Here is a 14,843-nt window from a genome sequence, read left to right as displayed (position 1 = left end):
TCTTATCAATCCAGCAATATTACTTACTCACCAAAACCACTATCAACTAATGTTTTTAAAGCCGCAGAAGCTTGTGCTTCATCTACTCCTTCAACTGTAACAGTAATTGTTGCACCCTTCCCCGCACCTAAAGTCATAATACCCAAAATTTTCTTTGCATCTACTTCATTTCCATTGCAAGCTACCATTATCTTTGACTTAAATGATTTGGCAAGTTTAACAAAATTGGAAGCCGGACGCGCATGCAATCCCGTTTCATTAGTTATTACCAGATTTTCTTTCACTGCCATACTTTGATCCTCCTTATAAATGCCATACTCCCTATATATCGGGGTTGTATGCAAAATATCGTAAAGATACCAAACTCTAATGGTTTTCATTCATTATGTGCATATGTGATATTAGGTATCTCATATCGTTAATTATATTCACACTTGATTTTTTGCCAAGTTCAAATGATTGCTCAATAGTGGTATCAAATTCTACTGTGTCTCAGGCTCCCCAAAGAAAATCTGGTGTATTACTATATTTCAACTAACAAAATAGTTCGATAACGGAAATATCGGAGTTGAAATTGTTGCACTATTTGTGTAAAAATTCCGACCATAAAATCAAACATTTGTTCTCTTTATTTCATTGATATTACAAATTTGAATTGTTATAATTAAAAAAGCAAATAGTGAATAATAAGAATGTCAAAAGTTGTATTTATTTTATGTTTTGGTATGGGGCTGATAAACAAATGAATAAACGTTCAACAAAAATGATTAAAACAGTATATGAAAATCCGCATGTCTTTGATATACAAGAACTTGCCGACAAACATTCCATCTCTATCAGAACCATTCGTAATGATGTCAACTATATCAAAGAATATTTGGAACCTTTAAAAATCGGGCTCTCAATCGATAAGAACAATAAATTTTATCTTAAATACGATGGTGTGTCTTTGTCTGCGATTTTAAGTCATTTGGATTTTTATAATTACAGTCTGAATCAAGAGGAACGGTATGTTTTAGAATTTGTCATTTTATTTTTTTCCAGAGATTATATTACTTTTGCTGAAATTGCCGAGTTTCTCTGTGTATCCAGATCTACAATCATTGCTGATCTGGATCAACTTAATGCCCTACTGAAAACCTATAAATTAAATGTACACGGTTTCTCCAGTCAAGGTATCAAGCTTTTTGGAAGAGAAATTGATATTCGCAGTTATTACATGCAAGTTCTTTTTACTAACACCGACCTTTTGCAACTGTTTTTCAATCAAAAAAATCCGGTCATCTTCAAAAACTTTAACGAATGTTTCACATCCGGTCACCATCGCACACTGCACAGTTTAATAAATGAAAATGAAATTAGGACCGGTGAATTTCTCACGGAAGGCTCGTTTGTGATTTTACAACTGTATTTGATTGCTTCTATTTTCAGGGTAAAAATAGGAAAACCATTACATAACGGCGAATGTCACACCAGTTCTTCCCATAACTTTGATAAACTGTACACCTATTTAGTTCAATATTTCGAACTAAATTCTTCGTTGGATGAAAAAAGTTTTCTGAATAATCTTTATAAAAAACTTCGCTTCATTAAGAGAAATGTTAATAAAAATATCATGGTTAAGATTCAAACTATAACCAGAAAGTTTATTGAAAGAATTTCCGATGAGCTGCATTTACCTCTTTATATCGATTATGACTTCTTTCTTGGCCTATCCAACCATCTGGAGCATATTTTTTCCGGTGGAGACACACAAACTGTCGTGGAATATGCTGATGTAAACATGATCGTGGAAAACAATATGAATATTAAAACTGTTGTAGAAAATAATATGGATATACTTGAAATTCTTTTAGGACGACAAATTCAAGAACAGGAAATCGCCTATATCGTTATTTACATTTGCGCCGCCATTGAAAAATATCAAAAATACAGCAATAATTCCAATGTCATTTTAGTTTGCAACAGCGGCATCGGTACCAGTAAGTTATTACAACAAAAAATCAACGAGAAATTTAATTTCAATATTTTAAATGTCGTCAGTGTCCATATGTTAAACAACACAGATACTTCTGATATTGATTTTTTGATTTCCACTATTGAGTTATCTAATTGTAAAGTGCCTTATGTACGTATTTCTCCTTTGCTAAACGAAGAGGATTATTTGAAATTACAGCAAATATCAAAAAAAACAATCGGGCATAACAATGAATCACGCAATGAAGGCTATTTTATGGCTAAACAGTTAAAAAAAACATTAAAGGATTACCCTGATTTATTAACACAAGTACAGCAAACGGTAAAAAATTATTTTGAGAATACTACGCGAGCAAAAGAACCCGGCTTAGCTGAACTTCTGCAACCGCCATTCATAGAGCTGGATGTGCAAGCAAAAGATTGGCAGGATGCTATACAAAAAGCGGCTCAACCGCTGCTCCGCCATCATATCATTACAAATTCCTACATTGATGCTATGATAAAAAACGTTCTCGACTATGGTCCTTACATTGTTATTGCACATGGGTTCGCCCTTCCTCATGCCTCCATTGATGCAGGTAGTCTGGGCGTCGGCATGAGTCTTATACGCCTGAAAACGCCTGTGGAATTTCATTCGCCTCTTCTGGATCCCGTTCGTTATGTCTGTGTTCTTTCGACTATTGACCAGGAAAAACACCTCAAAGCATTCTTAAATATGGCTAATCTATTAAAAATGAACGGTTTTCTTATTCAGTTAGATCAAGCCAAAACACCGGACGATCTATCTGATATTCTTGCGACAAATGAGATGAATTTATTGCAGCAAATATAAAGTATTTATTAAAATGCAATTCTGTTATAAAATATCTATAAAACTTTAATAATATAGATGTCTTGTATTCGTTACACAAACAAAAATATAGTTTCGACAGGAGGAAAAATAATGTTAACATTAGAAGGAAAAAGCGTCTTTAACGGTATCACCATCGGACCAGTGGTACTTTACAAGCGCACAATCCATAAGGTAGCTGATCAGCTGGTCGACGATACAGAAACTGAGGTAGCAAGATTCCATACCGCTCGTCTTGCTGCGCAGAATGAGATCAAATCCTTATATGAAAAAGCCTTGACGGAAGTAGATGAAAAGACGGCCGAAATTTTTGATGTGCACCAGATGATGCTGGACGACCCGGACTATATTGAAACCGTTGAAAATACAATCCGCACACAGAAAATAAATGCAGAATATGCAGTCAACGCTGCTGCCGACAGCTTTGCCGAAATGTTCGCAGCCATGGAAGACACCTATATGCAAGAGCGCGCCGCCGATATCCGGGATATCTCCGGCAAAGTGCTGAACGCGCTTACAGGCAGTAACAACATGGTAACGCTGACTGCACCTTCCATCGTAGCTGCCGATGATTTGGCTCCCAGTGAAACACTGTCCTTGGATAAAAATAATATTCTGGCTTTTATCACCGAATCCGGTTCTACCAATTCACACACGGCTATTTTGGCACGTACCATGGGTATCCCTGCTATCGTGGGAGCAGGAGATACATTACTTGCTCATCTGCATGAAAAACAAACCGTCATTGTAGACGGTTTTGATGGAAAAATCTATATTGATCCCGACGTGGCAACGTTGGAAGCAATGACAGCAAAGATGAACCAGGACCAAAAGCAGAAATCCCTGTTGGCAAAACTGAAAGGTAAACCCAATGCAACCAAATCCGGCCGTAAGATCAAACTCTACGCGAATATCGGACAGCCGGCTGATTTGTCGGCCGTATTGGACAACGACGCGGGCGGCATCGGCCTGTTCCGCAGTGAATTTCTCTACTTGGGACGGGATACGTTCCCCAGTGAAGAAGAACAGTTCACAGCCTACAAGACCGTCCTGGAAAATATGGGCGGAAAAGAAGTGGTAATCCGCACGCTGGATATCGGTGCCGATAAGAAAGTAGGATATTTCAATCTTCCTGCCGAGGAAAATCCGGCATTGGGTTACAGGGCGATCCGCATTTGTTTGACACGTCCGGAAATCTTCAAAACACAACTACGCGCCATTCTGCGTGCCAGTGCCTTTGGCACGGCGTTAGTCATGTTCCCCATGATCACGTCCGTTCAAGAAGTACGTGATGCAAAAATGATCGTTGAAGAAGTGAAAGCAGAACTCACGACTCAAAAAATCGATTTTGACAAGAATATCAAGATCGGCATCATGATCGAAACCCCGGCAGCTGCCATTATCAGCGATGATCTTGCTAAATTCGTTGATTTCTTCAGCATCGGCTCCAATGATCTTACACAGTATACGCTTGCCATCGACCGACAGAACACGTCGCTGGACCATTTTTTTGACGCACATCATCCCGCTATTTTAAAGCTCATTGCCTATACTGCGGAAAACGCACACAACAATGGTATTTGGTGCGGTATCTGCGGCGAATTGGGTGCAGACAAAACCCTGGCGGAAGAGTTCATCAATATGGGCATAGACGAACTTAGTGTATCACCAGCATCCATTTTGCCGTTGCGGGAAAAAATCTTGTCTATCGACTAGCAGGACAGCAAATCGAGTAGGAAGTCACTTATTCGTTGAGCAACCGACCTCTCCGTCAAGTAGCCCCCAGGAATTTCACCTGTAAGCTATCACAGAACCGTACGTGAATCTCTCAACTCATACGGCTCCTATCATTCAATCACTAGTTAGACGAATTCGAGGGTCCAATGTGGAAATATATTGGGCTCTCTTTTTGCAATTTCTGCCAGCCATTTTTCAGCTCGTTTCCGATGACCTCGGAACCTCTTGTATTTTCATATTGCCCATTTAACTAATCACCGGTTGAGACAGTCTATGGTGTATTATAATGGGTCTTTTTTAATACAGAATACGACAATCCTTTAGCAGACAAAAAAATAAGGACTTAGCAAAAAGCTAAGTCCCGTCTAAATTCCCAGTATTTTTTAATGTATCTCTATCAAAAAAATTTGTGGGTAGCAATGGTGGAGACGAAGGGGATTGAACCCTCGACCCCCAGATTGCGAACCTGGTGCTCTCCCAGCTGAGCTACGTCCCCATGCAATATATCTATTATACCGTAATTCTCAAAATGTGCAAGCTTTTTTAGTTCTCGAAATTGATAAAATCTGTTATAATTAGAATATATAAATGGCATTTTATTTTGATTGTTTTTCATAAAATATTAATCAATATAGATTGATATATGCCTAAGAAGATTGTATGACGTTTACCCAAAATCGTAAGGAATAAAAAGATAGCGGCAACAAGCCCTTATGTATTGACAGAAAACGGCATGTTTACTGCCTTTTCTGTCAATTTATTTGCATGTAGTTAAGAAAATCAGTTTTTATTATTTTTTATCTGTTTATTAAATAATCAAACAAAACAATACTTTTGTTTGACTATTTATAATTACAAATTTTAATGCACCTGAAATATTTTTCACATTATATTATATGTTTACATTTTTTATTGCTTAAAAATATATTTCGACTGTTGACTTATATATCTATAAATGCAATTATTACCCCACTATAAAAATTTTATATCACAACCATTATATAATTTTTTAATAATAATTATTAACCAATATGTATTTACTGACATTTTTTTGCTTAGGACGAGGTGCGTATGATAACAGAAGATTATGCTACTGCATTAAAAAATCTAATTGCTTTAACACAAACAAAAAATCTTGTTTTAGCAAACATCACGGGATATGATATTTCTTATATCAGCAAATGGTGCAATGGAATAAAATTACCCGCAACGAAACACATTGAACAAATCAACGAAAAAATGGCACATTATTTTGCCGATACTCTTATCAAAGACCATAAACAAAAAGCAGCATCTGCTATTTTGTCCATTTCTTCCGATGCAACTGATTTTTCTTTTGAAATTAATCAATATCTCTGTTCTGCGTATCGTTTTTCCCTAAAAAAGAACTCAGGTAAATCAAAAGAATATGCATCACCTATTCAAGTTATTACAGGATATCACGATATTACTAAATTCATGACTGAATTATTTCAAAATAAGATACCGGAAATAGAAACCGAAGGTAATTTATTGATTTTTGGAGAATTCTGTGCGCTATCAGATATTGGATTTTGGAATTATTTTGAATCATGTCAGCTTAATGCTTCACGCCTGACTATTCGAGTAGGTTTAAATCTGAATAAATTAGCCAGTGATTTAAAATATATGCGCCGTCTGTATCACATGTTGAATGACCTGTTGGATTATGACTTTATGTTTTACGACAGCACTACTGTAGAATGTGCAAATTTAATTATTCTAGAAAATTCTTTTGTAATACAATATTCTTTACATACTACCGGTCTTATTGATATGTGTACGTATATACCTGATAAAGTATTGGTTCAAGATATTTATGATCGTTTTTTCCTTTGTTTTACACATAAAAACCCCCTCATGGCGTCTGCCAAGGTACTGGGAATTGATGAAATGGGTTTTCGTACCGCTTTTTATTCGGCCAAGCATTTCTTTTTCTTCTTAACTAACGGCTTTGATTTTCTTCTTCCCTCAGATACAATTGATAATATTCTTAAAACTTGTTGTGCTCCTGAAAATGTTGTACATCAAATACGGCATTTACGCATTATGTGGGAAGAATTCATGAGTACAGTCGATGTTGAATTCATGTTGCCTACCACGTCTATTATCCGTTACATTGAAACGGGATATATGTTTTTTACAGATCTTGAATATAGGACTTCTCCGCAAGAACGCAAAGCTCATTTGCAAAATATTATTAGTATGATGAAAAAAAATCCCCGCATTATTATGGGTATCCTACAAGCTTCGATAGATACAATTGATTACCATGAATCCAATTTATCGTTTTATTCTAATTTATCTTCCGCATTTTTTAAAAAAAATCGACAATATATTACTAACGAAGCCAGTCCATTCTATATTGTTGCCGACCAACAACTTGTAACTATATTCCAATCTTTTTTCCAAAGATTAAAACAATTCCCTGTATATCATCAGTATACATATGACGAAATAAAAACAAATTATGAATTATATAAAAATTTTGTAGAGCGTACATTAGGTCTACTTGAAGAATAGCTCCACATATTAAAAGCAGGTATAGATATGGCCTATACCTGCTTTTAATATAAACAAGAAAAAATTTAAAATAGCAATTATTTTCTTAATGTTTTGATCGCTTCTGTGATCTTAGGAACTACTTCAAACGCATCTCCTACGATACCATAGTCGCAAACCTGGAAGATAGGAGCATCCGGATCTTTGTTGATCGCGATGATGCAGTCCGATCCTGTCATACCCGCTAAATGCTGGATCGCCCCGGATATCCCGCAAGCCACATAAATCTTCGGGCCTACAGTCTTTCCGGTCTGTCCTACCTGATGCAGTGCATCTATCCAGCCGGCATCTACCGCAGCACGGGAAGCTCCTACGGCTCCTCCCAGCAAGGTCGCCAGTTCCTTCAGCATTCCTTCGAACGGTTCCGAGCCGTTCATTCCTCGGCCGCCGGATATGATAACGTCGGCTTCTTCTATCTTGACGCCGCCGCCGCCCATTTTAATCAGTTCTACGAACTTCGTCATGAAGTCGCCATCACTCAGTTCCGCCTTCATGTTGATGATTTCGCCCGTCGCGGATGCGTCGGCTGCCGGTTTCTTAAATACATTCGGTCGAACCGTACCCATCTGCGGCCGATTTTCACGGCATACGATTTCTGCCATGATATTCCCGCCCAGTGCCGGACGCGTCCATACGATCGTCTTTCCGTCGTCATCCACATCCAGTCCCGTGCAGTCTGCTGTCAGACCAGTCTTTAATACATTGGCTACGCGCGGTCCTAAATCCCGTCCGATATTCGTCGCCCCTACCAGAAATACGTTCGGTTTTACTTCTTCAAAGAAGTGCTGCAATACCTTCGCATACGCCGTCGTATTGTATTGTTCCAGTCTCGGGTCGTCATACACATATACCTTATGCGCTCCGTGGGCAATCAATTCCTGAGCCAGCGGGGTTACCCCGCTGCCGATCAAGACGGCCCCTACTTTGTCTCCGATTTTGTCGGCCAATATCCTGCCCTGGCCTAACAATTCCAACGATACATTGCGCAGTTTGCCTTCAAATTGTTCAGCGGTGACATACACGCCTTTGTAATTAGCCAAATCCATCTTCCCGTTTCCTCCTTAGAATTAAATTATCTTCTGTTCTGCTAATTTTTCCATCAACGTAGCAACAGATACAGCAACATCTTCATTGTTCAAAATAAGACCCTGCGTTCTCTGAGGCGGAGTGAAGATTTTGCGGACATTCGTCGGCGAGCCGCTCAAGCCGATCCGGCTTTCGTCTACTTTGATATCCTCTGCCGACAAGGTTGGTATTTCCCGGCGTTTCGCCTTCATGGTTCCGCGAATGGTCGGGAACCGCGGTTCATTTAATTCTTTTACAGCCGTAATGAGAACGGGGAACGATGCTTCCGTAACGATATACCCTTCTTCATTCTGCTGTTTTACCGTTACTTTTTCTCCTTCTACTGCGATATGAGCTGCGTAAGTGATCTGTGGAATACCGAGTTCCGCTGCTATCTGCGGACCGACCTGAGCTGTATCTCCATCAATAGCCTGCTTGCCGCAGAGAATTATGTCGAAATGGTCCAGCCCCTGTAGTTCCGCTACTTTTCTAACTGCCTGTGCCAGGCAGTAGCCGGTTGCCAGGGTATCCGAACCGCCGACTTTTCTGTCTGTCAGCAAATACGCTTCATCGGCTCCCATGGCCAGTCCTTCACGAAGTACTTCCACAGCCTGCGGCGGCCCCATAGAGAGCAGCGTTACCTTAGCTCCCTGTTCATCCTTTAACTGCAGCGCTGCTTCCAACGCATTCTGGTCAAACGGATTAAAGATGTTAGGCACACCCGCACGAATGACGGTATGTTTCACTGGATCGATTTTTACTTCTGCCGTGTCTGGTACTTGTTTTACACATACCAATATTTCCATATTACGCTAACCTCCTAAAAATGTTTTCTTGTCTCCACAGCTTGATTACGCAACAATCAAACCTGCTTTGTCATGCCAATTACCGCAATAACGCACCCGAAGTAACCATGCGCTGTACTTCGTTCGTGCCTTCATATATCTGTGTAATCTTTGCATCACGCAGATGACGGGCAACGGGATATTCTTCGCTGTAGCCGTAGCCGCCGAAAATCTGCACGGCGTCAACCGCAACTTCCATAGCTACATCCGAAGCATAGCATTTTGCCATCGCAGCATCCACGGAATACGGTTTCTTTTCCTGTTTCTTCATCGCTGCTTTGTATACCAGGTTTCTCGCGGCTTCGATCTTCATTGCCATATCTGCCAGTTTGAAGGAAATAGCTTGGAATTTGCAGATCGGTTTGCCGAACTGTACACGTTGTTTGGAATATTCAACAGCGTCTTTCAAAGCGGCTTCCGCGATTCCCAATGCCTGTGCGGCTACCCCGATACGGCCGCCGTCCAAGGTCTGCATAGCAATCTTAAAGCCTTTCCCTTCCTGACCGAGCATATTTTCAGCAGGAACTTTTACATTTTGGAATACGAGTTCCATCGTCTGAGACGTGTGGATCCCGAGTTTGTCTTCTTTCTTGCCAAAGGTAAAGCCTTCCATCCCTTTTTCCAGAATGAATGCCGTAATACCATGGTTGCCCTGGCTCTTATCCGTCATAGCGAATACAATATAGATATCAGCTGCGCCTGCGTTGGTGATAAAGATTTTGGAACCATTCAAAATATAATGGTCGCCTTCTTTTACTGCAACGGTCTGCTGGCCGGAAGCATCGGTGCCGGCATTCGGTTCTGTTAAGCCGAACGCACCCAGTTTCGTGCCTTCACAAAGCGGAGTTAAGAATTTTTTCTTCTGTTCTTCTGTCCCGTATTCAAAAATCGGATTTGCACACAAGGATACGGTTCCGGACAACGTAATGCTGACGCCTGCATCATATTTGGCCAGTTCTTCTACCGTCATGATGTAGCTCAATACATCGGCACCAGCTCCGCCGTATTCTTCTGGGAAATATGTGCCGCCCAAACCCATTTCGAGCATTTCTTTGATGATTGCTTCATCAAAAATACCTTGATGGTCACGTTCGGTAATAGTCGGGGCTAATCTTTTTTCACCAAAGTCTTTAGCCAATTTTACAAACATTTGTTGATCTTCCGTCATGTTAAAATCCATGATTCTTCCACTCTCCTTTAGAATGTTTTTACTATTTAGTTTTTATATTAATAAAAATCAAACAATTCCGGTTGTCATAAACACGATAACCCCAAAAAATGCTGTTAAAATCTTAAAACAAGTAATAGCAAAAACATCTTTATATGCTTCTTTATGTGTTAATCCACAAACTGCCAATAAAGTAATAACAGCACCATTATGAGGTAATGTATCCAAGCCGCCTGCTGCCATAGAAGCTATTCGGTGCAGCACTTCCGGTGGAATTCCCATAGCTGCTGTGGTTTCTAACCAATGTTGTCCAAATATTTCTAAAGCAATACTTACACCTCCAGAAGCGGAGCCTGTAACTCCCGCAAGTACATTGATCATTAACGCAGCATTAAACAACGGATAATCACCGCCAATATTAAGCAAAGTATGAGCAATTTCAGTAAAACCGGGTAAAGAAGCAATAATATTGCCATACCCCACTTCTGACGCGGTATTCATAATTGCCAGCAACGACCCAATGGCGCCGGCATTTATAACCGATTTCAAACTAACATGTTTAGGAAGAAAACGATATCCTAAAACAGAGGCTAATATAGTTGCTGTTAATAACCCTAAAATCAATGACCAAAGAGATGCAACATTTTTAATTGATTTTGCAACTAAAGGTAACCCGTTTAAATTCTGAAAAGGAGCAAGTAATTCTGGATTCCACGTATAAATGGACGAGAAAAAGAAATTTACAACTAATACAGTGAGAAGTGGTAATATAGAAACATACCATGGAGGCAATTTTTGATCAGTATCAACAACAACTTCATTTATTGTATGGTTGCCATAACCTTCTCCACATTTAATCGCTTGACGGCATCGCCAATGTAAGTAAGAGTAGCTGATCCCAAGTAAAAATATCGCACAAATAATACCTAATGCAGGCGCTGCATAGGTTGTTGTTCCCAAATACACAGTAGGAATTATATTTTGTATTTGTGGAGTTCCAGGAAGACAATCCATAGTCACCGTAAATGCTCCGATTGCCATACAACAGGGAATTAGCCGTTTAGGAAGTTGCGCTTCCTTAAACAATGCAGAGGCAAATGGGTAAATAGCAAATACACAAACGAATAAACTAACACCCCCATATGTCAAAACAAGGCAGGCTACAACAATTGCCAATGTAACTCTTTCTTTACCTATTTTTTTAATAACTTCTTTCGCAATACTGCGTGCCATGCCGGTTTCTTCCATCACTTTTCCAAATACAGCTCCTAATAAAAATATAGGGAAAAATGATTTTATATATATAACGGCCTTGCCCATAAATAACTCTGTATATCCTGGTAAAAGCGGAAAATTTGATAAACTGGCCGCTACTAGTGCACAAACAGGTGCAAATAAAATAACAGAAAATCCACGATATGCAATCGTAACTAAGAGAACAAAACTTAAAATAATCGCAAATACTTCCATTTAAAAACCTTCTTTCTTCTTCATTTCTATTTTTTTATATCTTTAAGATTCATGCATTGGTTTTTAAATAGCTCAGGCAACATATGTTTAACGTTATTTGCAATAGGTTTAAATTCCATTTGGTCAAAAATGTCTTTTTGCATATCAATACCTGGTGCAATTTCTATGAGATGAATTCCATCTTCCTCCATTTTAAATACAGCCCGTTCCGTGATATATAATATCTGTTGTCCGTGTTCGCGCGCATACTTTCCACTAAATGTAATTTGATCGATACAATGAAGAAATTTTTTTACTTTACCTTCTTGTATAATATGAATTTCGCCATCTTTAATTTCTTCTTTTAAACCACTTGTTGTAAAAGTTCCACAAAAAACTACGTTCTTTGTATTTTGTGTAATGTTGATAAATCCTCCACATCCCGCTATACGAGGGCCAAATTTACTGACATTGACATTACCTTGTCCATCACATTGGGCCAAGCCTAAACAAGCTAAATCCAGGCCGCCTCCATCATAAAAATCAAACTGAGCTGCCTGTTCAAGATAACACTCTGCATTAACGCTGGCACCAAATCGTACGCCCCCCAACGGAACACCCCCAATAGCACCCGCTTCAACTGTCATTGTCAAAGAATCACCAATTCCTTCTTCAGCTGCAACAGATGCTACAAATTCAGGAATACCGATTCCTAAATTAATGACAGCTTCATGTTTCATATCAAGAAGCAACATCGCAGCTCTCCGTGCAATAACCTTCTTAGCATTTAATGGCACTGGCTTTATGGATTCTACAGGAACAACACTCTCACCGCATACAGAAGAATCAAATTCACATCCAAATGCCTGTTGCTGATGCAATATGGATTCTTCCTGCACAATATAATCTACATAAATACCTGGAATTTTAACCAATTTAGGGTCTAACGAACCTCCCTTGACAACTTTTTCCACTTGGACAATCACTATACCGCCGCTATTATGAACAGCTTGTGCTTGTGGTAGTGCATCAATAGGAGACACTTCTTTAGTCATGACCACATTACCCCATTCATCAGCATATGTACCACGAATAAGGGCTACATCCATCTTCATACGCGGATAAAAAAGTTGCTCTTCTCCATTAATAACTTTTAGTTGTACAAGATCTTCTTTTGTAATGTCATTCATTTTACCGCCGTTGATTCGTGGATCTACAAAAGTTTCCAGACCCACATTAGTAAAGGTTCCAATACGATGAGCTGCCACATCACGATAATGTTGTGCTAATGTACCTTGGGGAAAGTTATAGCCTTCAATTTTACCTGCATTTACTAAAGAAACAATTGCTGGCACAGTACCCCAATGTCCCAAAATAACTCGTTTTAACATTCCTTCATGGGCAAAGTGTTCTCCGCCGCGGCCATCAGAATTTCCTTGACCCGCACAATAATACAATGTTAAATTTTTTGGTGTTCCTGTTTGTAAAAAACGAGTTTCCAATGCCGAAGTAAGTGCTTCCGGTTGTACCGAAGCTAAAAAACCATTTGTTGTCACAAAACTTCCATTTTTAATAAGATTTGCGGCTTCAGTAGCCGTGATTACTGCTACGTGTTTCATAATGTATCACCCTCCATTTTTTGTCTTTCCTCCATAATTGTAAGAAATCTGATTGTGAATAATAGAACGAAAAACAAGACTATGTTGAATGATATATACCGAGATGAATTCTAAAAAATCAATTCATTTATATATAATATGCATTTTTATTCTTTGAAATTTCAAAAGAATATATCTCAGTTTTTTTTTGCAGTTGAATTACCAGAAGAATTAAATCAGCCGCAAATTGTTTATCTTTTATTACTGCTTTAAACGATAAACAATGTTGCTATTTTCATTTTTGTTATACAAATCCATGAAATCCACAAATTAATCGACTTTTGTTTGCTGCCCTAATTAAATCTGTTATAATAAGTTTATATGCCATTAGTTTTCTTATCAGTATATCTTTTATAAAGGGCACATATAAGTTTAAAAAACAACTGAAATACCCTAGGGAAATAATGATTAAAAACCATCTTTTCCATATATTTTTAATTTTAAAAAATAAAAACAATATACTGTAATTACGTTAATAATAAATCTGTTTGAGTAAGGAGATATTTCCATGATAAAGAAATGGGACATTGCTCTCATTATCATTCTCTTATGTATGTCTCTTTTACCGGAGGCAATCTTTGTGATAAGCGGTACGACAAATTCCGCCAAAACTATTGCAGTAATTCAAGTCGACGGAAAAGAATATAAAACAATTCCACTATCAGAACATACCGGAACAGATATGTTTACTATTTATACAAAACACGGTTATAATACAGTAACAGTACGTAATCAAACCATTGCGATTACCGATGCAGATTGTCCGGATCAAATATGCGTCAATGAAGGATTTATTTCCAAACCTGGGGCAACTACTGTATGTTTACCCCATAAAGTCATGATTGAAGTCCGTGCTGTCGATTCGTCGGAGCCAGATATTATTCCCGCTCATTAAGAGGTATGTATGCATAAAACTTTTCATCTTATTATTTTAGGCCTTTTTGTTGCTCAATCTCTCGTTCTTTACATAATTGAGGGCATGATTCCCGTTCCTTTTATTGCGCCAGGGGCCAAGTTAGGCTTAGCAAATTTAATTACAGTTATTGCTTTATATTCGCTGCCTCGAAAGCGTGACGTATGTTTGATATTACTTTTACGCATTATCCTTTCCACGGCATTTGCCGGGGGCATTAATGCTTTCTTGTACAGTATTGCCGGAGCCAGTTTTAGTTTAGCCTGTATGATAGTTCTAAAAAAAACGGGGAAATTCAGTGTTATCGGAGTCAGTGCCGCGGGGGGTATCTTTCACAATTTGGGACAGGTTATTATTGCCTCAATTATTGTAGAAAACATTAAAATTATGCTGTATCTTCCCATTTTATCAATAGCCGGAGTAGGTACGGGTATTTTAATCGGTATTACGGCATTATTTACATTACGTCATTTGACAAATCTTCCAATTTATCAGCGATTAAAAAAAATATAGTTTTATATTTAACTGTTTGCAGCTATAAAAGTCACTTTTTCCATAAAAACAAACCGTCAGTTGGCTTTGTAATCACTTTTATGAACAT

At 38.5% G+C, this 14,843-nt stretch carries 11 protein-coding genes and 1 tRNA gene; 5 read left to right on the top strand and 7 right to left on the bottom strand.

The window, feature by feature from the left end; all coding sequences use genetic code 11:
- Positions 1-23: 23 nt before the first annotated feature.
- The gene (locus tag NXG62_RS10085; RefSeq protein WP_427112278.1) at positions 24-290 is read right to left on the bottom strand and encodes an HPr family phosphocarrier protein; all 267 of its coding nucleotides are present in this window, start codon (positions 288-290) and stop codon (positions 24-26) included.
- Between the two features lie 452 nt (positions 291-742).
- Between NXG62_RS10085 and NXG62_RS10080 the strand changes: the two genes are divergently transcribed.
- Both NXG62_RS10080 and ptsP read left to right on the top strand, forming a co-directional pair.
- The gene (locus NXG62_RS10080) at positions 743-2,809 is read left to right on the top strand and encodes a BglG family transcription antiterminator (RefSeq protein WP_427112277.1); all 2,067 of its coding nucleotides are present in this window, start codon (positions 743-745) and stop codon (positions 2,807-2,809) included.
- A gap of 111 nt (positions 2,810-2,920) precedes the next feature.
- Complete coding sequence (ptsP, locus tag NXG62_RS10075) at positions 2,921-4,543, top strand: phosphoenolpyruvate--protein phosphotransferase (protein WP_427112275.1); 1,623 nt, start codon at positions 2,921-2,923, stop codon at positions 4,541-4,543.
- 441 nt (positions 4,544-4,984) lie between these two features.
- Here ptsP and NXG62_RS10070 read toward each other — a convergent pair.
- A tRNA-Ala gene (locus NXG62_RS10070) sits at positions 4,985-5,060 on the bottom strand.
- A gap of 575 nt (positions 5,061-5,635) precedes the next feature.
- Between NXG62_RS10070 and NXG62_RS10065 the strand changes: the two genes are divergently transcribed.
- The gene (locus NXG62_RS10065) at positions 5,636-7,105 is read left to right on the top strand and encodes a hypothetical protein (protein WP_427112274.1); all 1,470 of its coding nucleotides are present in this window, start codon (positions 5,636-5,638) and stop codon (positions 7,103-7,105) included.
- A gap of 77 nt (positions 7,106-7,182) precedes the next feature.
- On the opposite strand, the gene NXG62_RS10060 is transcribed toward NXG62_RS10065, so the two are convergent.
- From NXG62_RS10060 to NXG62_RS10040, 5 genes are all read right to left on the bottom strand, one after another.
- Positions 7,183-8,190: an electron transfer flavoprotein subunit alpha/FixB family protein gene (locus NXG62_RS10060; protein ID WP_427112273.1), complete on the bottom strand. Its 1,008-nt coding sequence runs from the start codon at positions 8,188-8,190 to the stop codon at positions 7,183-7,185.
- Positions 8,191-8,211: 21 nt separating this feature from the next.
- Positions 8,212-9,015, bottom strand: a complete 804-nt coding sequence (locus NXG62_RS10055; protein ID WP_427112272.1) for an electron transfer flavoprotein subunit beta/FixA family protein — start codon at positions 9,013-9,015, stop codon at positions 8,212-8,214.
- Positions 9,016-9,094: 79 nt separating this feature from the next.
- A complete protein-coding gene (locus tag NXG62_RS10050) occupies positions 9,095-10,234 on the bottom strand; it encodes an acyl-CoA dehydrogenase (protein WP_427112271.1) in 1,140 nt (379 codons plus the stop codon).
- A 57-nt stretch (positions 10,235-10,291) separates the two neighbouring features.
- Positions 10,292-11,692, bottom strand: a complete 1,401-nt coding sequence (locus NXG62_RS10045; protein WP_427112270.1) for a GntP family permease — start codon at positions 11,690-11,692, stop codon at positions 10,292-10,294.
- 26 nt (positions 11,693-11,718) lie between these two features.
- Positions 11,719-13,290, bottom strand: a complete 1,572-nt coding sequence (locus tag NXG62_RS10040; RefSeq protein WP_427112269.1) for an acyl CoA:acetate/3-ketoacid CoA transferase — start codon at positions 13,288-13,290, stop codon at positions 11,719-11,721.
- A 547-nt stretch (positions 13,291-13,837) separates the two neighbouring features.
- Between NXG62_RS10040 and NXG62_RS10035 the strand changes: the two genes are divergently transcribed.
- A complete protein-coding gene (locus tag NXG62_RS10035; protein ID WP_427112268.1) occupies positions 13,838-14,224 on the top strand; it encodes a NusG domain II-containing protein in 387 nt (128 codons plus the stop codon).
- 9 nt (positions 14,225-14,233) lie between these two features.
- Positions 14,234-14,755 (top strand): Gx transporter family protein, encoded by a 522-nt coding sequence (locus NXG62_RS10030; protein WP_322351519.1) that lies wholly within the window; start codon positions 14,234-14,236, stop codon positions 14,753-14,755.
- The last annotated feature ends 88 nt before the right edge of the window (positions 14,756-14,843 follow it).

Source organism: Megasphaera sueciensis (assembly GCF_050219315.1).
In the GTDB taxonomy this organism is placed as follows: Bacteria; Bacillota; Negativicutes; order Veillonellales; family Megasphaeraceae; genus Megasphaera_A; species Megasphaera_A sueciensis.
The sequence above is the reverse complement of the archived record's forward strand: the minus strand, read 5'-3'. Positions and strand labels throughout refer to the sequence as shown.